Here is a 20,826-nt window from a genome sequence, read left to right on the forward strand (position 1 = left end):
TTATCGTGCAAACAGTATGAAAAAATCTTACTGTTAAGAACTGAAATAAAAAAACAGAAACTATGTTTAATAGTTTCTGTTTTTTTATTTTGTCAATTTAATGTAACAAACGGCAATTATGATTTGAATCAATTGAAAATAATTCAATAACTTTAATAAATACAATTTTCATTGAAATGTGTGGTAGGAGGAAAAGGAATGCTTAATAAAATAATTTTAATTACTGGTGGTACAGGTTCGTGGGGGCATGAACTTATAAAACAACTATTAGAAAAATCACCGAAAGAAATTAGGGTTTTTTCAAGGAATGAAACGGTTCAGTTTGAAATGCAGCAGCAGTTTATAAATGAAGATAGATTGAAATTTATTATTGGAGATATTCGTGATAAAGACCAACTCGTATATGCTTGCCAAGATGTACATTATGTATTCCATCTTGCAGCTTTAAAACACGTTCCAGTATGTGAGTATTATCCGTATGAAGCTATAAAAACAAATATACATGGTACGCAAAATGTAATTGAAGCATCTATCCAGAAGCAAGTTGAGAAAGTTATATATGTTTCAACGGATAAAGCAGCCGATCCATCAAATACGTATGGAATGACAAAAGCAATTGGTGAAAAGTTAATGGTTCATGCAAATTTGCAAACAAAGAAAACAAAATTTATTTGTGTTCGTGGTGGAAATGTTTTAGGGACGAGTGGAAGTGTGGTACCGCTTTTTAAAAAGCAAATTAAAAAGTCTTCACAAGTAGGGATTACCAATGAAAATATGACTAGATTTTTCTTAACAATTGAAGATGCTGTTGGATTGTTATTTAAAGCTGCATTTCAAGGTAGAGGTGGGGAAATCTTTGTTATGAAAATGCCAGCATGTAAAATAACAGATTTGGCAGAAGTGTTAATTGAAAGTTCGAAAAAAGATAACGTGAAGATAAAAGAGGTAGGGATAAGACCGGGTGAAAAATTAAGTGAAATGCTTTTATCTGAGGTAGAGAGTAAAACAAGTATAAGTTTTGATCAAAATTATTTTGTTGTACTACCGACTATTCCTATAGAAGGACTTCAAGAATATTATGCTAGTTATCCGCTTGTGGATGTGAAGAGTTTTAGTTCTCAACAAGACTTACTTGCAAAACATGAGGTGAAACAAATGTTAGAAAAAGGAGGTTTTTTACGATGAAAAAAAATGCGAGCCTTTTAATAACTGGTGCAAATGGCTTCACAGGACGCCATGCTTGCCAATATTTTTTAGAGCAAGGTTTTCGTGTAATTCCTATGTTTCAAAACCGTTCACATAGAAGGGAAATCGAAAATGGTATTACTTGTGATTTAACAAATAAGAGCGAAGTAATGAAGGTAATGAAACAAATAAAGCCAGACTATGTATTGCATTTAGCAGGAAGGAATTCGGTTATAGAGTCATGGACATCTGCTCTTGAATATATGGAGATTAATGTAATAGGGACGTTGTATTTATTAGAAGCAATTAAGCAAGAAGCGCCGCATTGTAGAGCATTAGTTACAGGATCTGCATTGCAAGCAGATAATATGAACAACTTAAAAGTTTCTAATCCATATAGTTTAAGTAAAACGATGCAAGTCATTATTGCAAAGGCTTGGGGCGGATTAATGAATTCAAATATTATCATTGCAAAGCCCTCGAACTTAATTGGTCCAGGAGTATCGAATGGCATTTGTACTCTTCTTGCAAAAAAAATGATAGATATACAGTCGGGTATAAGTGAACCAATTATTGAAATAAACAGTTTGAAAGATAGTAGAGACTTTCTGGATGTACGTGATGCAGTTAAAGCTTATCATGTGTTATTACGTGATGGTATAAATGGAAAACAATATAATATTGGATCAGGAGTAAAACGATCTTTATTAGATGTAACGGAACAATTTAAAGGATTAACACACCTTAATTTTACTATAAAAGAAACGGGGAATAGTGGGAGCAGCTCAAATGAGAGTTTAGTAATAGAGGATATAAAAAAATTAGGATGGATCCCAGAAATCCAATTTCAGCAATCATTACAAGATGTACTTGAGTATGCGAAGTGTAGTGATATCTGTATTTAATAAAAATATAAAAGGATGTAAGAAATATATGAATTGTTATGAAGCTATAAATAATCAAAATATAGTTGCTCTTTCGATTGTTGATACGCTGGATTGGAAAGATGAAGAAGAGCATGTTTTGCGCATCTATGAGGCGATAAATAAATGTCGAGCATATGTGGCAGGAAAAAAGGTTGATCGGAAAAATCCAGCAATAAATACGGGAACTAGGCCTGTAATCCAAGTTTTTGCTCAATATGAATGTAGTGAGTATGGAAAAGATTTTTATGAACTCATCAAAGATTTTTTGCAAGATATAGGATTTGAGTTAAATGTTTATATAAATAAAAGTAAGTTTACTTACATTTAGTAGATTGGTATAAAGCAAGATTTTTAATGATAAAGGTGGATATAAATTATGAATAAAAAGATTCTCTTTACTGGGGGCGGTACGGCCGGACACGTAATGATTAATATGGTACTGATTCCTAAATTTATGGAAAAAGGATGGGGAGTTGAGTATATTGGATCTCAAAATGGAATTGAAAAATTATTAGTTCGAAATATTAAGTACAATAGTATTTCAACGGGGAAGCTTAGGAGATATTGGGATTGGGAAAACTTTAAAGATCCTTTTAAAATAATAAAAGGCTGCATACAAAGCTATAAATTAATGAAAAAAATAAAACCAGATGTTATTTTTTCGGCAGGAGGATTTGTTTCCGTTCCTGTAGTAATAGGAGCATGGATGAATAAAGTACCCGTAATAATACGTGAACCAGATAGTACGTTAGGGTTAGCAAATAAAATAGCATTACCTTTTGCTACAAAACTATGCACAACATTTCCTCATACAGGGGAGAATGTAAGTAAAGAGAAGAAGGTTTATATAGGGCCAATTGTAAGAGAAGAAATTGAGAGAGGTAACGTACTACGTGGAAAAAGCTATTGTAAATTTCAGCAAGATAAACCAGTATTGTTAATTATGGGTGGGAGTCAAGGTGCTCAATGGATAAATGATATGGTAAGGAAAAGTTTGGATACATTATTATTAAATTTTAATATTGTTCACATGTGCGGCAAAGGGAAGGTGGATCCATCTATTGGAATGGAAGGTTATATGCAATTTGAATATATAGGCGAAGAGTTGCCGCATATATTGAATATGTCGAGTGTTGTAGTTTCCAGAGCGGGTTCTACTGCTATTTCTGAATTGTTATTTTTGAAGAAACCGATGTTGCTTATTCCGTTAACTAACAGTTCCAGTAGAGGTGATCAAGTTTTAAATGCTGAATATTTTGCCCGAAAAGGATATGCGGAAGTGTTACTCCAAGATAGAGTAAGTCCGAATATATTTATACATGCAGTAAATAAGTTGTATACAAATAAGGAGAGTTATGTTCAAAACATGAATGGATATAAGAAAACAAATGATGAGGGGATTCATCAATTAATAGATATAATAAATGAAGTGGTGAAGTAATAGAAATTTAAATAGAAAAACAAAAGGAAAGAAGGTATCTTCTTTCCTTTTTACTATAGTTGTTCAAATTCATTATTACTTATACCGATTAGCTATGTACTATGGGTGAATACCGATTTCTAATAGCTCAGTAAATGCATTAGTATGAATAGGCTTACTGTAATAGTAACCTTGAATAAACTGACATTTATTTTTTTGGAGGAAATTCACGTGTTCTTTCGTTTCTACACCTTCAGCGATAACTGACATTTCTAATGTATGTGCTAATGTGATGATCGTTTTAATGATCTCTTTTCCATCCTCACATGCTTCAGACATTGTAATAAATTCCCTTGGAATTTTTAAAGTGTCGATTGGGTATAAAGGTAAGTATGCTAATGAAGAATAGCCTGTACCAAAGTCATCAATTGATATGTGAACCCCTAAATTCTTTAGTGTACGTAGTTTTAGTAATGTTTCTTTCTCATCCATCATTGCAATTCGTTCTGTTAATTCTAGATCAAGGGAACTTGCTGGTAAGTCTGTAGTTGCTAAAGTAGAAGAAATAGAATTTACAAAGTCTTCTTGCTCAAATTCTTTAGCAGATAAATTTACTCCTATTTTTAAATGAGAATAGCCAGATGTATGCCAACGTTTCATTTGCTGACAAGCTTGTTGCAATGTCCATTTCCCAATTGGAATAATTTGCAGTGTTTCTTCAGCAATCGGAATAAATTCATATGGAGAAATAACACCTAATTCTGGATGGTTCCACCTGATTAAAGCTTCAGCACCGATAATTTTATTAGATTCGCTATCAACTTGAGGTTGATATAAAAGGAACAATTCTTCATTTTGAATCGCACTTGGTAAATCTTTTTCTAATCGTAATCGTCTTTCGATTTTTTTAGCAATTACATCGTCATAAATAGAGACGGAGTTAAGCTCTTTTTCCTTAGCGTCATACATTGCAACATTAGCGTTTTTTAAGAGTGTAGCGGTATCGATTCCAGCAGATGGATATATAGCGATACCGATACTAAGTGATAAAGTTAATTTATGCTCATGTATGACAAACGGTTTTTTCATGTCTTCAAATAATTGGTTGCATAACTGGTATAAGGAATCACGATCAGTATAGTTTTCAATTAAAATTGTAAATTCATCGCCACCGATTCTTGATACATGAGTACCTGATGAAAGACATGATTGGAGTCGCTTTGCTACTTCCTCCAATATGGAATCACCTGCCGAATGTCCAAGTGTATCGTTAATAGCTTTAAAACGATCTAAATCTAAATATAATAATGCAAATTCACCTTGTGTTGTTTCAGCATTTTTTATAACTTTTCTTAATTTCTTATGGGAAAAGGCTCGGTTCCCAATTTTCGTTACAGTATCGTGGAATGCTAAATATTTTATTTCTTCTTGTTGTTTTTTTAGTGCAGTAATATCCTTTACCATAATATAGCTTCCTGAAATTTGTCCATCTATCATAATAGGAACGATGGTAACGTATAAAAAATATGTAAAGCCATCTTTATATTGGGAACTAAGTTGTAAGGATGCTGATTCTTGCTGTTTAACCTTTTCTAATGCAGCTACCAGTTTATGTTTATCTTCATCTAAAATGATCGAAAAACATGTCTCACCAAGTAGCTCGTTCGTTGGTGCTCCGAGTAGTATACTTCCTGCTTTATTTACATTTAAGAATATTCCATTTAAATCAATAGTGAAAATAGGATCAGGGTGATACTCATATAGTGATTTGAATTTTTGTTGTTTCTGAGATAGAGCCTCTGATTGATGAACTAAATCAGAAGTCCGTAAAGTAACTTTTTCTTCTAGTTGAGTATTAAATGCTTGTAAACGTTTTGTTAGGCTGTCGTTTTGCATACGCACAATAGAATGGCGGATAAGTACGAAAACAAAAGCGATACAATTTCCTGTAATGAGAGTTGAAGATGATGTTTGTTCTTTTAGTGTAAACCCGATTAGTATTGCAACAGCAAGATAGGGGAATACGACTAAAACTTTCTTTCCTAGTATAGGATTTACAATGAAATAATTTTTATGGCTATTATAATCTTCTGAAATAGAACCAGCTATCGCGATAAGTAATATAGGTATTCTATATAAAAGACGTAATAACGTTATAGTATCATTTGATAAATGGCTATTTAAGTAGAAATAAATATAGTTAAAAGTTGCAGAACTTATTAATACAAAAATAAAGATATAAATTTTCCGTTTGGAATTAAAAATTGTTGGGCGGAAAAAGAGACTAAGACCTAATAGAAGAAATAATAGATCTGCAATTGGATATAGAAATGAAAGGAAAACATCTCCAAGTGAAAGAGAGAATATATTTAAATCTGGCTGATTAAATAAGTACCATTCTAATGTGAATATGGAAGTAAGTACTATACATATATCACAAATAAAGAAAGCTTTTTCCCATTTATTGCATTATTTTAAGATTTTATAGCAGAAAGCGATAAGGCAGAAGAATAGAAAAAACATGTAAAATACATCAGAAATAGTAAAATGATGTATTGGAATTTCGAAAAAGGTATCTTGATACGTATATACTATTTTTCCGAATAAAAAACTACCAATTGCTATTGTGATACATATCCAAAAAGGGTTTGAACTAACTTTTTTAGAATATATAGAGTAAATTAGTGATATAAATGTAATAGCTTCAACGATGAGTGAAGCGTACATTGAAATTTGAAAAATGAGTAGGGAACAGAAAGAAAAACATAAAATAGATTGAATAGCATATCAATGTAGCGATTAATATACATAGTTGTAAATTTTTATTTAATTTCAATTGGATCACCTTCTTTAAGTGTATAATTCGTAATATATATACATAATAATATTGATTAAGGATTGAATAGTACAATAATTCTTAAAGTTAAAAAATCGTTGTAGTTAATAATTTTTAGTTTATAAGGAATGTAGATATCATTTGTATATTTAGTCATCCTGTAAATTCTAAAGATTTTTTAGTAATTCGCAAGTGAAGATGCAAAATTTCATATAAAATGATGGAAACTTCTCTTTAGATGAGGGGAGTTTTTCATTATTATAGAGTATTAAGTAAGACCTTAGTATGTAGCTATTCTCATACTAATGAGGGATTAAAGAAACGTGTTGATTATATACAATAATATGTAATACAGTAATTAGTTTTTAATATGGAGGGAAAATTATGGTGAAATGGGTGAAGTTTAGAATAGCACGCCCAACAGATAAGTTTGAAGAAGTAATAACATTTTATGAAAAGGGACTGGGTTTAAAGCGGATAGGTGAGTTTAATAATCATGATGGTTATGATGGAGTCATGTTCGGTCTACCGGATGAAGAATATCATCTAGAATTTACAAAACATATAGATGGAAGCCCGTGTCCAGCTCCAACAAAAGATAATTTACTTGTATTTTATATGCGAGAATATAATGAAATAGAAAAAGTAAGTATGAGGCTGCATGCAATGGGATACGATGAAGTAGAACCTGAGAATCCATATTGGAAAGAAAAGGGGATTACTATAGCGGATCCTGATGGTTGGAGAATTGTGTTGATGCAAATAGAAGAATAGGGTGTAATGAAGTTAGAGGAGAGCGAAGTTTCGAATTTTGACAGGATAAAAGAAAATATAAAAAAGCTTCCTTGGAGGAGATAAACTCATAGGGAAGCTTTTTTTGTATTTGTAATCTGAAAATTAAGATTTGAAATTAGGTTCTGAAAAGATGTAAAATGAGGACGTATATTCTTATGAATTTGAGAGTTTAGTTTGGGAGTGGGCTAGACGAACAGCCCAGCTAAGTTCATAAAAGAAGAATGAATTAATATTTTGATTGTACTTAAGTTTTGATACGGCAGCGATTAAAGTAAGTAATTAACTTATAAACATTTTCAAGGAGGAATTATGAATACATATATCTATATGGTTAGGCATGGTGAATCACCAAAATTAGAAGGAGATGAAAGAACACGTGGATTAACTGAGAAGGGAATTTTAGATACTCATAGAGTAACTGAGATATTAAAAACAGAGGGAATTGACACTTTCATTTCAAGTCCGTATAAGAGGGCAATGCTAACGATAGAAAAGTCAGCCGATTTCTATGAAAAAGAAATATTAACATATGAAAATCTCAAAGAGTGTAGGTTTTCAAGTGAGGATAAGATTATATCAGATAAAGAGGTATATCCACTTGTAAAGAAGATGTTCTCAAAGCCAGAGTTTTCACTAACTGAGGGAGAATCATATGTAGATTGCCAGAGAAGAGTAGTGAGAGTATTAAAAGAAATATTGATGGATTTTCAGGGGAATAAAATTGTAATTGGTACACATGGGCTTGTAATGACACAAATGATGAACTATTTTGATAATCAATATGGGTTTGAATTTTTAATGAATACATCAAAACCAGATGTGTATAAGCTAGAATTTAAAGGAGAGCAATTAATAAATGTAGAGAGATTATGGAGAGAAAAATAAAATGGGATATGGAGTGTGTTTTAAAAGTTACTTTTAAAACACACTCTTTTGTATTAAGTTGTGTTTTATATATTTTCACTAATTTGTTCTTTGTTTTTGTTATATAAAGTATGTAAGAGTGCTTGAAATATCTTAAATGAGTGCTGAAAGATTGGACTTTGGATAAAAGTGTATAGAAAAGTTACGATAAAAATAGGTCCTCCTAGCATATATCCAATAACTAGTACAAAGCATTCTACAATGATTCGAGCCCGGCTAATTGACAGCCCTGTTTTGTCAGAAATGGTAAGCATGAATCCATCGCGAGGCCCAGCACCAATCCCAGCCGCAACGTACATACCGCCCCCGATGCCTGTAATTACAATACCAGCAAATAAAATCAGTAAGTTTATCCATAGGTACTGAGTAGCATGCGGAAGGATATTTGATTGTAAGAAAAAGTCCATAATAGGACCGATAAGTAGTGCATTTAAAAATGTACCTACGTTTATATATTTTGGATCTACTAGTAAAGAGATAAGAACGAGACATAATCCACATATGACACTCCAAGTACCAATTGTCCATCCAAATCGTTGGTAGAGAGCCATATTTAAAACTTCCCAAGGATGTAAACCGAGGAATTTAACTTTGACTGCAAGAGCATTTCCAAGTCCAAAGAAAATTAATCCTAAGAAAAAAAGAAAATAGCGAAAAAGAGTTAGCCTCATCTTTAAAACCTCCCAATATATAATGATGTATATTACATGTTTGGATTTTAATGTGCAAATATTATGTCTTTTAATGGTTTGTTAAAAATGTAAATGGAATATATATCTTCACAGTCAAAAAAGTTAAAATATTTCGTTTTAAGGATTATAATAGAGAGAGAAATATAAAAGGAGTGAACGAATTTGAAACAAGAACTTATTGAAAGATTTACGAGATATGTAAAGATTGATACACAATCAAATGAAGAAAGTCATACAGTGCCAACAACAGCAGGGCAAATTGAGTTTGGTAAGTTATTAGTGAAAGAGTTAAAAGAGATCGGGTTATCAGAAGTGACGATGGATGATAATGGTTACGTAATGGCGACACTTCCTGCTAATACAGATAAGGATGTTCCTGTAATAGGGTTTTTAGCTCATTTAGACACAGCAACAGATTTTACAGGGAAAAACGTAAAACCACAAATTCATGAAAATTTTGATGGTAATGCGATTACGTTAAATGAAGAATTAAATGTTGTGTTAACACCGGAACAGTTCCCAGAATTACCGTCATATAAAGGACATACAATTGTTACAACTGATGGTACAACACTTCTTGGAGCAGATGATAAAGCTGGTCTTACAGAAATTATGGTTGCAATGAATTATTTAATACATAATCCACAAATTAAGCATGGGAAAATTAGAGTTGCATTTACGCCGGATGAAGAGATCGGCCGTGGACCATCGCATTTTGATGTAGAAGCGTTTGGTGCATCATTTGCTTATACAATGGATGGAGGTCCATTAGGTGGTTTAGAATATGAAAGCTTTAACGCTGCAAGTGCTAAGTTAACGTTTAACGGAACGAATACACATCCTGGAACAGCGAAAAATAAAATGCGTAACGCAACTAAACTTGCTATGGAGTTTAATGGACATTTACCAGTAGAAGATGCACCAGAATATACAGAAGGTTATGAAGGATTCTATCATTTACTTTCTTTAAATGGTGATGTTGAGCAAAGTAAAGCTTATTATATTATTCGAGATTTTGATCGTAATCATTTTGAAGCGCGTAAAAATAATATTAAAGATATTGTGAAAAACATGCAAGAGAAGTACGGTGAAGATGCAATTGTTTTAGAGATGAATGATCAGTACTATAATATGCTTGAAAAAATTGAACCGGTGAGAGAAATTGTTGATATTGCTTATGAAGCAATGAAAAGTTTAAATATTGAGCCAAATATTCATCCGATTCGTGGTGGAACAGATGGGTCACAATTATCGTATATGGGATTACCAACGCCAAATATTTTCACTGGTGGTGAAAACTATCACGGTAAATTTGAGTATGTTTCGGTAGATACTATGGAAAAAGCTGTTCAAGTTATTGTAGAAATCGCAAGACGATTTGAAGAACAAGCTTAAAAAGAGAACCAAGTAGTAATGAAGTGCTACTTGGTTCTTTTCTATACTAAAAAATACAAGGTAAAGTGACATATTGTTTACAAGATATTTGTAAATTCATGCTTTTTGAATGGGATAATGTTATGAGCGAAAATGAATTTCATGGTTATATAGGGACATATACAAAAGCAAATAGTAAGGGGATTTATAAATTTATACTTGATACGAAAATTGGAGAGATTAGAGGGATTGAATTAGCAGCTCAAATAGGAAGTCCCACATATGTAACGATTAGCCATAACAACGAATACCTTTATTCTGTTGCGAAAGAGAATGGATTAGGTGGAATTGCTAGTTTTTCCATTCATAATCAAACGGGTAATCTAGAGTTGATTAACAGGCAACTTTTAGAGGGAGCATCGCCGTGTTATTTAAGTGTGAGCCGAGAGATTCGTACAGTAGTAGCAGCGAATTATCATAAAGGAACAGTTGCGTCCTATTTAGTGAAAAAGGGTAACGGAAGTGTGGATGCGGCTACGGCAATTGTAGAACATAAAGGCTCAGGACAAAATAGGGAAAGACAAGAAAATTCGCATGCTCATTATGCGAATTTTACTCCTGATGAAAAATATGTAGTTGCAGTTGATTTAGGAATAGATAAGTTGATTACATATAAGGAAAGTGACGGAGAATTATTAGAAGTTTCCAGCCTATCTGTAAAACCTGGTTGTGGCCCAAGACATCTTGTATTTCATCCAAATAAACAGCTTGCATACGTTATGACGGAACTAAGTTCAGAAATTATTGTACTGCAATATGCTCCACAGAGTGGTAGTTTTAAAGAAAAACAATATATTTCTACATTACCTGAAGAGTATCGTAAAGATAGTTATGGTAGTGCAATTCATATTTCTTCTGATGGCAAATTCGTTTACGCAGCAAACAGAGGACATAATAGTATCGCAGTTTTTCGAGTAAACGAGCATAATGAGGAGCTAACTCTTATTGAAACAGTATCGACAGAAGGAGATTGGCCACGTGACTTTTCATTAGATCCGACAGAGAAATTTTTAATTGCTGCAAATGAAAGGTCTAATACAGTTACTTTATTTGCAAGAGACCAAATGAAAGGTAAACTAAACCTTATGCAGAAAGGAATCAATGTTCCAGAACCAGTATGTGTGAAGTTTTTACATGTGAAAAAATAGATAGATTTACCTATCTATTTTTCATTAGAAAATATTAATATAGAACTCGCCATAAATAAAATGTCGCGTAAGACTCCCAATGTATCCAATTTGCTGCAAATTCCTTTATTTCGTTTTTAGTTGGTTTCTTTTCGGAGCCTGTTATAAATTTGATAGCATTATGCAGGCCAACATCGTCAATTGGAAAGGCTGAAGGAAATCGTAAACAACGCATTAAAACATAGTGGGCCGTCCATGGCCCTATACCGCGAATGCTAGTTAATTGTTTTTCAGCTTGCTTCACATCTTGTATTTGTAATAGAGATTCTTTTGATAATTTACCTTCTGTAATGAGCTGCGCGATGTCAATTAAGTATTCGCACTTTCTTGTAGTCATTTTTAATGTTGCGAGATCTTCTACATCTAGATTTGCTATTACTTCAGGTGATGGGAATATCCAATGTTTTTGGTCGTTCCATTCTACATGGTCTCCAAATTGTTCGACTAATCTTCTCTTTAAAGTATAGGCGTATGTGAGGTTGATTTGTTGGCCGATAATCCCCCAGCACAGTGCTTCAAATAAACTAGGAATACCTAAAGTACGAAGTCCATAATACTCTGTAATGGTTTTTTGAAGGAGTGGATCATATTTAGCTAATTTGTAGAAGGGAGCTAGATTAGTATCTAAATCAAACCACTCTTTTACATATGTAGCTACAGCATCGCGGATCCATGTTTCAGAGATATACGATTCTCCTAAAAAACGTATTTGAATATTTCCATCAGCATTCACACTAATTTCAATTAAAGGATTTACTTTTTGAATAGGAATGACTTTATAGATTTTATTGTTTTCAATATGAAACATACATTCATTTTTAGAACGCGATAGATAGCGTAAGTTTTCTTGAAAACTAAATTCTTTTGGAACGACTAAAGTTAATGTTTCATTACAATCTTCTGTCATATTTATTCCTCCCGAAAAGCTTCTAATTTGAGCAATTCATTCTTCATGTCTAAACCACCTCTAAAGCCAGTGAGCTTTCCATCTTTTCCTATAACACGGTGACAAGGGATTGTAATCAGAAGAGGATTTGCCCCAACCGCGGTACCGACAGCACGTACAGCTTTAGGTTTTTGAATTCTTTCCGCAACTTCTGAATAAGAATATGTCTTTCCATAAGGAATTTCACGTACCGTATTCCAAACGGCTAATTGAAATGCAGTTCCGTAAGCATCGATAGGAAGGAAATGTAAAGGTTTCTAGCTTGTTTTCCAAATACTCGATAAGTTCTTTAGTATATGTTTGCAGATAATCTGGATTTTGGATGAATGTATGCTGTGGAAGTTTTTTTCTAGCCCACGTATTTAGTTCTTCAAAAGTTTTATTTTGTGATCCGATGAAGCATAATCCATTTGAAGTGGTATGCATACGCCAATGTTTATGAATAAGCAATGTCCAATATATAGTTTTATTTTCATATGGTTTCATTATTTCATTCCTCTTTTGTTCTGTTCTTTTTCCGATATTCAGTAGGGGTAAATCCTGTCTTCTTTTTAAATAAAGTCGCGAAATACTCCGGGTTTTCTATCCCAACAGCAGTACTAATTTCCATAATGGATTTATTTGTATGTGAAAGGTATTCTGTCGCTTTTGTAATTCTGAATTGCTGTATATATTCTATTGGACTAATCCCTACAATTTTCTTGAAAGTGCGTTGTAAATGATAAGGGCTACCATGGCACATTTCTGCGAGTAAGTCGAGAGTTAACGCGTCAAAATAATGTTTTTGAATATATTCTGTAATTTGATTTATCCACTCTTCATTAGGTAAAGTAAGGCCATTTGGTTTACAACGTTTGCACGGACGAAATTTTTCATATAACGCTTGCTCCACATTAAGAAAAATTCGTACATTGTTTTTGTTCGGTATTCTCGATTTGCATGATGGACGACAAAAAATACGAGTCGATTTTACAGCATAAAAGAATTTGTCATCAAATGAAGAGTCATTATGAATAATTGCTTGCCAATACTCATCTGTTAATTCGCATCTTTGCAATTTTTCGTTGTACACAGAATGTCACCTCCGAGATTAGTATAACCTGAATAAAATACATATGTCCGCAATTACGGATGTAAGAGCAAGATTACAAAGATGAAACTATGATAGGTTATCTATTTTGTGTTAGCATGAAAACTGAAAATGCACATCAAGAGGAGGAACATATATGAAGTTTATTTCATGGAATGTAAATGGTTTGCGGGCAGTTATTGCGAAAGGTGAATTTTTAGAATATCTAGAAGAATCTAATGCAGATATATTTTGTTTACAAGAAATTAAATTACAGAGTGGACAAATTGATTTAAATCCAGAGGGATACTATACATACTGGAATTATGCTGTGAAAAAGGGGTATTCAGGAACTGCTATTTTTACGAAAAAAGAACCGATTTCTGTAATGTATGGTTTAGGAATTGAAGAGCATGATCAAGAAGGACGAGTTATTACATTAGAATTTGATGATTATTATATGATAACGCTGTATACACCAAACTCGAAACGAGGATTAGAACGTTTAGATTACAGAATGGAATGGGAAGATGATTTCAGGACCTATATAAAGCGATTAGATGAAAAGAAACCGGTTATTTTTTGTGGAGATTTAAATGTTGCCCATAAAGAAATCGATTTGAAAAACCCGAAAAGCAATCGGAAAAACCCTGGCTTTTCGGATGAAGAAAGAGAGAAATTCACATGTGTTTTAGAGGAAGGGTTTATTGATACATATCGATACCTATATCCTGAACAAGAAGGTGCGTACTCATGGTGGTCATACCGTATGGGTGCAAGAACGAAAAATATCGGATGGCGTTTAGACTACTTTGTGATTTCTGAAAGGTTAAAACATAAAATTACCGATGCGAAAATTAATAGTGAAGTGATGGGGTCAGATCATTGCCCAGTTGAGTTACGTATGGATTTCTAAAAAAGAAGTATCTTCTTGAAAAAAAGGAGATACTTCTTTTTTGTTCGATTTATTAAAATTTTTAAAATCATCCTTGAAATAAATAAATATTAAATATATACTTAATAACGATAATCATTATCATTGATAATGTTTATCGAGATGAGGGTGGTGAAGAATTTAATATTAGGGGAAGTGAACAAGGATGGATCTTCATTTTAAGTAGATTTGTTAATGATGTGAAATATAGATGGGGATTATGTTTCATATAATTAAATTTCATTGTTGGAATAACATATTTTAAAGGTTTCGAGAGGAGATATATAAAGATGAACAAGAAATTATTTACATTAGGGATGGTTACAGTTTTAAGTGTAGGGTTAGCAGCATGTAATAGTGCAGACAAAACTTCTGGGGAACAAAAACAACAGACAAAAGCTACTGAAACGAAAAAAGATGAAAAACGAAAAATTACATATTTAGGTAAAGAATATACAGTACCTGCGAAGGTAGATAAAATTGCGACAGCTAGTTTAGAATCAATGGAAGATGCAGCAGTACTTGGAATTAAACCAGTTGGAGCGATTACTGTAGGTGGTAAATTACCAAAGTATCTTGAAAAAGATTTAGAGGGTGCGAAATCTGTTGGTGAGAAAATGGAACCGAATTTTGAAACCTTACTTCAATTAAAACCAGATGTTATTACATCAAGTACGAAATTTCCAGCAGAAACAGCTGAAAAATTTACGAAAGTAGCTCCGACGTTCCCAGTATCACACGTTTCAACAAACTGGGAAGATAATTTAAAGTTAATGGGAGAATTAACTGGTAAAAAAGATAAGGCAGAAAAAATTATTAAAGATTACAATGCGGATGCTGAAAAAGCAAAAGCGAAATTGGGAGATAAGTTAAAAGATAAAAAAGTACTTGTAATTAGACTAAGAGCAAATGATTTATTTCTATACCCAGAAGGAGTATACTTCAATCCTGTAATTTATAAAGATCTTGGACTAACTGCTCCAGAACAACTTAAAACTGTAAAAGCACAAGAAAAGATTTCTTTAGAAAAACTAGCTGAAATAAATCCAGATTATGTTTTCTTACAATATGAAGCAAGCGAAAATAATAAACCGAAAGTGCTAGAAGACATTGAAAATAATCCAATTTGGCAAAGTATGAATGCTGCGAAAGAAAAGAAAGTATTTGTAAACGTTGTAGATCCAATGGCACAAGGTGGTACAGCTTGGAGTAAAACAGCGTTCTTAAAAGAAGCAGTGAAAAAATTATCTAAATAATACAATAAGTAAGGTGTGTTGAATGATATGCAGAAAACAAATGCGGTACCAGTAACCATTTTATGTTTAGCACCCATACTAATCTTATTTACAGTCATACTATCAATTTTATATGGGGCGAAAAACATTGATGTTGAAACAGTGTGGAATGCATTATTTCATTTTGATTCAAGCGATGTAAATCATAATATTATTATTACTTCACGTTTACCAAGGGTAGTTGCAGCTCTTTTAGTCGGAGCATTTCTAGCCATATCAGGAGCACTTATGCAGGGGATGACAAGAAACTATCTTGCATCCCCTTCTATTATGGGTGTGACGGATGGTGCAGCTTTTGTTATTACACTTTGTATGATTTTTCTTCCAGGAATGTCATCAATCGGTATGGTTTTATGTTCAATGATTGGTTCTGCATTAGGAGCCGGTATAGTGTTTGGTTTTGGTTCGCTCCTTCAAAATGGCTTATCACCAGTTAGGTTAGCGATTATAGGAACAGTTATTGGAACATTTTTAAGCAGTGTATCGGCCGCGATGGCTTCGTACTTCCAAATTTCTCAAAATGTTAGTTTTTGGTTTAATGCTAAGTTAGATCAAGTGGATCCTAATGTAATTAAAATCACGGTACCTTTTGGGATAATTGGGATAGTTTTAGCGCTATTAATATCAAAATCTATTACAATTCTTTCTTTAGGAGAAGAGATTTCTATTAATCTAGGGCAACGTACAAAGCTAGTTAAAGCGATGGCAATTTTATCAGTTATTTTTTTAACAGGAACGGCAGTTGCTTTAGTTGGGAAAATTGGTTTTGTAGGTTTAATTATTCCACACATTACTCGATTTTTAATTGGGGTAGATTATAAGTGGATTGTGCCATGTGCGGGCGCTATTGGTGGAGTTTTCTTAGCATTATGTGATGTTTTAAGTAGATTTGTTAATTATCCATTTGAAACTCCAATTGGAGTTGTTACATCTTTAATTGGAATTCCTTTCTTCCTTTATTTAATTCGTACAAGAGGGGGAGAGAGACATGCTTAAAAATTCAAATCAGCGTTTTGTAATGACAATGGGGACTATAGTATTTTTAATTTTATGCGCTATTTATATTAGTTTAACGAATGGTACGTTTGATATTACGATTACGGATGTATTTAAAACAATTTTTAGAATTGATCCAGTGCCAGAACATGATTTAGTTATTTTTGATTTTCGTCTTCCACGAATTGTAATTGCTGGATTAGTAGGATTAGGTTTAGGTGTAGCAGGTGCAGTTATTCAAGGAATTACGAGAAATGGCTTGGCGGATCCAGGTATTTTAGGAGTAAATGCTGGGGCAGGAACAGCAATCGTAATTTTTATGTTTTTCTTTCAAGGACAATTAAAGAGCTCAGACTGGGTTTCTATTATGATGATGCCGATGTTTGGCTTAGTTGGTGGATTAGGTGCAGCTATAATCATTTATATGTTTTCTTGGAAAAACGGTAAGTTAGATTCACAGCGCCTTTTATTAACAGGGATTGCAATTGGATCAGGATTTGGAGCCTTTTCTATGTATTTATCACTCAAAATGAAGTCAACTGATTTCGAAATGGCTGCAGTTTGGGTGTCTGGAAGCATATATAGTGCAAACTGGAAGTATATTATTGCCATGTTGCCGTGGCTTATTATACTAATTCCTCTTATACAAAAGAAAGCTTATTTATTAGATCTATTTCAATTGGAAGAAACGAGTATTACAAGTCTAGGTGTTTTAGTAGAAAGAGAGAAATCTATTTTACTATTAAGTAGTATCGGACTTGTAAGCGCATGTGTTGCTGTTTCAGGAAGTATTGGTTTTATTGGCTTAATGGCACCGCATATAGCGAAAAGGCTTGTCGGTATTCAGCATAAGCATGTAATCCCTACATGTGGAGTAGTAGGAATGTTTCTTGTAATAGCTTCAGATTTTATTGCAAAAACAGTTTTCACACCTATAGAGTTACCAGTTGGAATTGTTATTTCTATTGTCGGTGTACCGTATTTCTTATATTTACTTTATAAGGCGAAAGCGTAAGAGGGGGGAAGAAAAGTGAGTATTTTAAGTGCAAAAAGTTTAGAAACGAGTTATGAAAAGCTTACCGTGTTTCGCGATTTAAATGTGGAAATACAAGAAGGAAAAATAACGACAATTATAGGTCCAAATGGTTGTGGGAAATCGACATTATTAAAAACAATGGGAAGAATTTCAAAGCAAAAAAGCGGTAAAGTGTATTTGCAAGGGCAAGATTTAAATAAGATTCCAACGAAAGAAATTGCAAAGCAATTAGCGTTACTCCCGCAAAATCCAATTGCTCCAGGAGAGCTTAAAGTAGAAGAATTGATTTCTTATGGGCGCTATCCACACCGCAATAACGTAAATAAGTTAACTGCAAAAGATAAAGAAATGATTGATTGGGCATTAGACATAACTAAAACATCAGCATTTCGTACGAGACAAATTGCAAATTTATCAGGTGGACAAAGACAAAAAGTTTGGCTAGCAATGGCGTTAGCACAACAGACAGAGGTCTTATTGCTAGATGAGCCAACTACATATCTTGATATGTCTCATCAATTAGATGTATTGCAAATCGTGGGAAAATTAAATAAAGAACATAATTGTACGGTTGTAATGGTATTACATGATATTAACCATGCAGCAAGATTTTCAGATGAGATTATTGCAATGAAAGAAGGACGCATTATTACAACTGGTAGTCCTTCAGAAATTATTACAAATGAAGTGTTAAAAGAGGTATTTCATATTGATGCACGTGTCATGGTAGATCCGTATAACGGGGCTCCTGTTTGTTTCGGTTATGACAGCATCTATGAAGAAGAAAAAAGAGAACTATATGTAACAAGTTAAAGGGGGGAATATAAGATGAATATAACTATTGAAAAACAGCAAATTAGTATATGGAACACTGAACAGTGGAAAATGTATTCCAAATTAGAAAGCAGAGAATATCAAATTCATATTTCAAAGCCGAAGCAACCAGCACCAGATTCAGGGTATCCGGTCATATATGTATTAGATGGCAATGCCTTTTTTCAAACGTTCCATGAAGCGGTTAAAATACAATCGGTTAGAGCGGAAAAAACAGGTGTTTCACCAGCCATTATAGTTGGTATTGGTTATCCAATTGAAGGTGCATTTTCAGGCGAAGAAAGATGCTATGATTTTACACCTTCTATAATTTCAAAAGATGCTCCTTTAAAACCGGATGGCAAACCGTGGCCTAAAACAGGAGGAGCACATAACTTCTTTACGTTTATTGAAGAAGAATTGAAACCACAAATTGAAAATAATTTTGAAATTGATAAAGAGAAACAATCATTATTTGGTCATTCTCTAGGCGGATTATTTGCATTACATATACTATTTACAAATGTAAATACTTTTCAAAATTATTTTATTAGTAGCCCGTCTATTTGGTGGAACAATCAATCCGTACTTGAAAAAGAAGAGAATCTTATAAATGAATTAAATGAAGCGAAGGTTGAAACGGGAGTATTCCTTACAGTTGGATCATTGGAGCGAGAGCATATGGTTGTAGATGCAAATGCATTATCAGAACGTCTTCTTCAATTCAAACATGAGAAGTTTAGATTCAAGTTTTATGAGGCGGAAGGGGAGAATCATGCATCAGTTGTACCGACTTCTTTAAGTAAAGGATTAAGATTTATTGGTCATTTGTAGAGGGTGTACGTGATATACACGATCTCCATATTTGAACAATTACATCAGGATTAGATGCTTTAAGTTGCTATGTAATGATTGATAAAAATCAGGATGATCAAGAAGCGCTTCAAAATATTATTACTATGCTAAAACACGATTTTCATATTGAACATAGTACAATTCAAATTGAAACACTTAAGATTAAGTATAGTGAAAGGGTCATTTAATAAAACTCTACGAAAAGGCTATGGAGAATTTCCTCCATAGCCTTTTCATTTATGTAAGTATAATTTTCCTTTTTGAAAGTTTTGTTTCAACTTTTCGTCTAAAGAGACAAAAAATTGTCACAATTCCGTCACAATTAGCATAAACATAAAATAGACGAAATGAACTTATCTCCATAAAAGCTCGACTGATTCAACTAATGATTAGTAGGGCTGAAATAAGCACCGATTAAAAGTTCACTTTATTCTCAAGGAGGTAGATCGTATGAAAACTATTCTTGCTATCGCTGGGCTTATTTGGGTTTTATCACATGGCATTCCAATTTATGAAGGAGAGCAAATTCGCAGTGCTCTAAATAAAAATTTTAATGAATATCATATCATTGATCGGCAAGATAATGTTGTAACTGTTCGAGTAAACGACTGTTTTCATACGGTAACTGTTGAAGGGACTTCAGTAGTGAATGACACAAAAGTATGTGATCAACAATAATTTTATATATAATAGGAAGAAAAAAGCCTCAATTCAAATATGTGAAGATTGAGGCTTTTATTTATCCAGCTATTTGAGGATTAATAATGAATGAGAGATGAACAAAACCCTCGCTGATTAAAGTTTCACTTTATTGAGTTTTGTAGCGGACTTTATGCTTTTTTGAAAAGGGACAGGGTATAATGACAATTGAGATTGAGAAGCTAATAATTTGTTAAGAATAATCATATAAACATTAGATACTCATATGGGGTATCAATACATAGATATTTAATGCTATAATTGATATACTCAAAAAGACATTTATTTTTATCAGATGAAGAGAAACTTTAAGAAGGTGATAATATGGATCATAAAGAACATGAAGCAGTAACACATAGATCAGAAAAAGAAAAAGAGCAAATTATAAATAGATTAAAGCGAATTGAAGGACAAGTCCGTGGTATTCAAAATATGATAGAAAATGATCGCTATTGTGTAGATATTTTAGTGCAAATTTCAGCGATTAATGCAGCGATGAAAAAAGTAGGAATGGGTGTTCTCAAAAATCATACAAGTCATTGTGTTTCTGGTGCTATTAAGGATGGTAATGGTGACGAAGCAATTGAAGAATTAATGACCGTATTTGAACGATTTTCAAAGGCTTAAGAAACAAGCTAGTATTTGACTAGCTTGTTTTTTTGTTTATTTAAGACTTTTACCTCAAAGCTTAGCATAGGGAGTTTCAGCGTGTACTTAATAGTTAGATTGATTAAACTTATTTCATGTACCTATAAGGGGTACCTGTATGTTTTGTCGTGGAATG

At 33.0% G+C, this 20,826-nt stretch carries 19 protein-coding genes and 3 pseudogenes; 17 read left to right on the plus strand and 5 right to left on the minus strand.

What is annotated here, in order from left to right:
- Nucleotides 1-198 precede the first annotated feature (198 nt).
- Genes U860_RS0109950 through U860_RS0109965 form a run of 4 tightly spaced genes read left to right on the plus strand, consistent with a single transcriptional unit; the run spans nucleotide 199 to nucleotide 3,552 of the window.
- Nucleotides 199-1,185 carry a UDP-N-acetylglucosamine 4,6-dehydratase family protein gene (locus tag U860_RS0109950; RefSeq protein ID WP_025148392.1) on the plus strand — a complete coding sequence of 329 codons (987 nt, stop codon included), beginning with the start codon at nucleotides 199-201 and terminating at the stop codon, nucleotides 1,183-1,185.
- The gene (locus U860_RS0109955; RefSeq protein WP_025148393.1) at nucleotides 1,182-2,090 is read left to right on the plus strand and encodes an NAD-dependent epimerase/dehydratase family protein; all 909 of its coding nucleotides are present in this window, start codon (nucleotides 1,182-1,184) and stop codon (nucleotides 2,088-2,090) included. Before U860_RS0109950 ends, U860_RS0109955 begins: the two co-directional genes overlap by 4 nt.
- A gap of 28 nt (nucleotides 2,091-2,118) precedes the next feature.
- Nucleotides 2,119-2,439: a DUF6572 domain-containing protein gene (locus tag U860_RS0109960; protein WP_025148394.1), complete on the plus strand. Its 321-nt coding sequence runs from the start codon at nucleotides 2,119-2,121 to the stop codon at nucleotides 2,437-2,439.
- 48 nt (nucleotides 2,440-2,487) lie between these two features.
- Nucleotides 2,488-3,552: an undecaprenyldiphospho-muramoylpentapeptide beta-N-acetylglucosaminyltransferase gene (locus tag U860_RS0109965; RefSeq protein ID WP_025148395.1), complete on the plus strand. Its 1,065-nt coding sequence runs from the start codon at nucleotides 2,488-2,490 to the stop codon at nucleotides 3,550-3,552.
- A gap of 99 nt (nucleotides 3,553-3,651) precedes the next feature.
- Here U860_RS0109965 and U860_RS31360 read toward each other — a convergent pair.
- Nucleotides 3,652-6,367, minus strand: a pseudogene (locus tag U860_RS31360) (EAL domain-containing protein).
- Between the two features lie 384 nt (nucleotides 6,368-6,751).
- Between U860_RS31360 and U860_RS0109975 the strand changes: the two are divergent.
- Nucleotides 6,752-7,141 (plus strand): VOC family protein, encoded by a 390-nt coding sequence (locus U860_RS0109975; protein ID WP_002173032.1) that lies wholly within the window; start codon nucleotides 6,752-6,754, stop codon nucleotides 7,139-7,141.
- A gap of 330 nt (nucleotides 7,142-7,471) precedes the next feature.
- On the plus strand, nucleotides 7,472-8,047 hold the full coding sequence (locus tag U860_RS0109980; RefSeq protein ID WP_025148396.1) for a histidine phosphatase family protein: 576 nt from the start codon (nucleotides 7,472-7,474) through the stop codon (nucleotides 8,045-8,047).
- Between the two features lie 65 nt (nucleotides 8,048-8,112).
- Here the strand turns inward: U860_RS0109980 and U860_RS0109985 are convergent, their stop codons facing one another.
- Nucleotides 8,113-8,757, minus strand: a complete 645-nt coding sequence (locus U860_RS0109985) for a YitT family protein (protein ID WP_025148397.1) — start codon at nucleotides 8,755-8,757, stop codon at nucleotides 8,113-8,115.
- A gap of 183 nt (nucleotides 8,758-8,940) precedes the next feature.
- Here U860_RS0109985 and pepT point away from each other — a divergent pair, with 183 nt between their 5' ends.
- Together pepT and U860_RS0109995 are read left to right on the plus strand one after the other, a co-directional pair.
- A complete protein-coding gene (pepT, locus tag U860_RS0109990) occupies nucleotides 8,941-10,173 on the plus strand; it encodes a peptidase T (protein ID WP_025148398.1) in 1,233 nt (410 codons plus the stop codon).
- A gap of 122 nt (nucleotides 10,174-10,295) precedes the next feature.
- On the plus strand, nucleotides 10,296-11,360 hold the full coding sequence (locus U860_RS0109995; protein ID WP_025148399.1) for a lactonase family protein: 1,065 nt from the start codon (nucleotides 10,296-10,298) through the stop codon (nucleotides 11,358-11,360).
- Between the two features lie 34 nt (nucleotides 11,361-11,394).
- On the opposite strand, the gene U860_RS0110000 is transcribed toward U860_RS0109995, so the two are convergent.
- The 3 genes and pseudogenes from U860_RS0110000 to U860_RS0110010 form a co-directional block, all read right to left on the minus strand.
- Nucleotides 11,395-12,306: a DNA-3-methyladenine glycosylase gene (locus U860_RS0110000; RefSeq protein ID WP_025148400.1), complete on the minus strand. Its 912-nt coding sequence runs from the start codon at nucleotides 12,304-12,306 to the stop codon at nucleotides 11,395-11,397.
- Nucleotides 12,307-12,308: 2 nt separating this feature from the next.
- Nucleotides 12,309-12,831, minus strand: a pseudogene (locus tag U860_RS31365) (methylated-DNA--[protein]-cysteine S-methyltransferase).
- Nucleotides 12,832-12,835: 4 nt separating this feature from the next.
- The gene (locus tag U860_RS0110010; RefSeq protein WP_025148401.1) at nucleotides 12,836-13,417 is read right to left on the minus strand and encodes a bifunctional transcriptional activator/DNA repair enzyme AdaA; all 582 of its coding nucleotides are present in this window, start codon (nucleotides 13,415-13,417) and stop codon (nucleotides 12,836-12,838) included.
- 154 nt (nucleotides 13,418-13,571) lie between these two features.
- Between U860_RS0110010 and U860_RS0110015 the strand changes: the two genes are divergently transcribed.
- The 9 genes and pseudogenes from U860_RS0110015 (at nucleotide 13,572) to U860_RS0110055 (ending at nucleotide 20,669) form a co-directional block, all read left to right on the plus strand.
- Nucleotides 13,572-14,330, plus strand: coding sequence for an exodeoxyribonuclease III (locus U860_RS0110015; RefSeq protein ID WP_025148402.1), 759 nt, complete (start codon nucleotides 13,572-13,574; stop codon nucleotides 14,328-14,330).
- A gap of 308 nt (nucleotides 14,331-14,638) precedes the next feature.
- The gene (locus U860_RS0110020; protein ID WP_025148403.1) at nucleotides 14,639-15,604 is read left to right on the plus strand and encodes an iron-hydroxamate ABC transporter substrate-binding protein; all 966 of its coding nucleotides are present in this window, start codon (nucleotides 14,639-14,641) and stop codon (nucleotides 15,602-15,604) included.
- Between the two features lie 27 nt (nucleotides 15,605-15,631).
- Nucleotides 15,632-16,639 (plus strand): iron ABC transporter permease, encoded by a 1,008-nt coding sequence (locus U860_RS0110025; RefSeq protein WP_025148404.1) that lies wholly within the window; start codon nucleotides 15,632-15,634, stop codon nucleotides 16,637-16,639.
- On the plus strand, nucleotides 16,632-17,654 hold the full coding sequence (locus tag U860_RS0110030) for an iron ABC transporter permease (protein WP_025148405.1): 1,023 nt from the start codon (nucleotides 16,632-16,634) through the stop codon (nucleotides 17,652-17,654). Before U860_RS0110025 ends, U860_RS0110030 begins: the two co-directional genes overlap by 8 nt.
- A 15-nt stretch (nucleotides 17,655-17,669) precedes the next feature.
- The gene (locus U860_RS0110035; protein ID WP_025148406.1) at nucleotides 17,670-18,488 is read left to right on the plus strand and encodes an ABC transporter ATP-binding protein; all 819 of its coding nucleotides are present in this window, start codon (nucleotides 17,670-17,672) and stop codon (nucleotides 18,486-18,488) included.
- Nucleotides 18,489-18,503: 15 nt separating this feature from the next.
- The gene (locus tag U860_RS0110040) at nucleotides 18,504-19,322 is read left to right on the plus strand and encodes an alpha/beta hydrolase-fold protein (protein ID WP_025148407.1); all 819 of its coding nucleotides are present in this window, start codon (nucleotides 18,504-18,506) and stop codon (nucleotides 19,320-19,322) included.
- Nucleotides 19,319-19,531, plus strand: a pseudogene (locus U860_RS33045) (cation transporter); the annotation flags it as partial. The gene U860_RS0110040 and the pseudogene U860_RS33045, both read left to right, overlap by 4 nt.
- A 262-nt stretch (nucleotides 19,532-19,793) precedes the next feature.
- Nucleotides 19,794-20,021: a hypothetical protein gene (locus U860_RS0110050; protein WP_000849103.1), complete on the plus strand. Its 228-nt coding sequence runs from the start codon at nucleotides 19,794-19,796 to the stop codon at nucleotides 20,019-20,021.
- Between the two features lie 345 nt (nucleotides 20,022-20,366).
- The gene (locus tag U860_RS0110055; RefSeq protein ID WP_000349636.1) at nucleotides 20,367-20,669 is read left to right on the plus strand and encodes a metal-sensing transcriptional repressor; all 303 of its coding nucleotides are present in this window, start codon (nucleotides 20,367-20,369) and stop codon (nucleotides 20,667-20,669) included.
- The last annotated feature ends 157 nt before the right edge of the window (nucleotides 20,670-20,826 follow it).

It is taken from the genome of Bacillus sp. H1a (assembly GCF_000633475.1).
GTDB lineage: Bacteria > Bacillota > Bacilli > Bacillales > Bacillaceae_G > Bacillus_A > Bacillus_A paramycoides.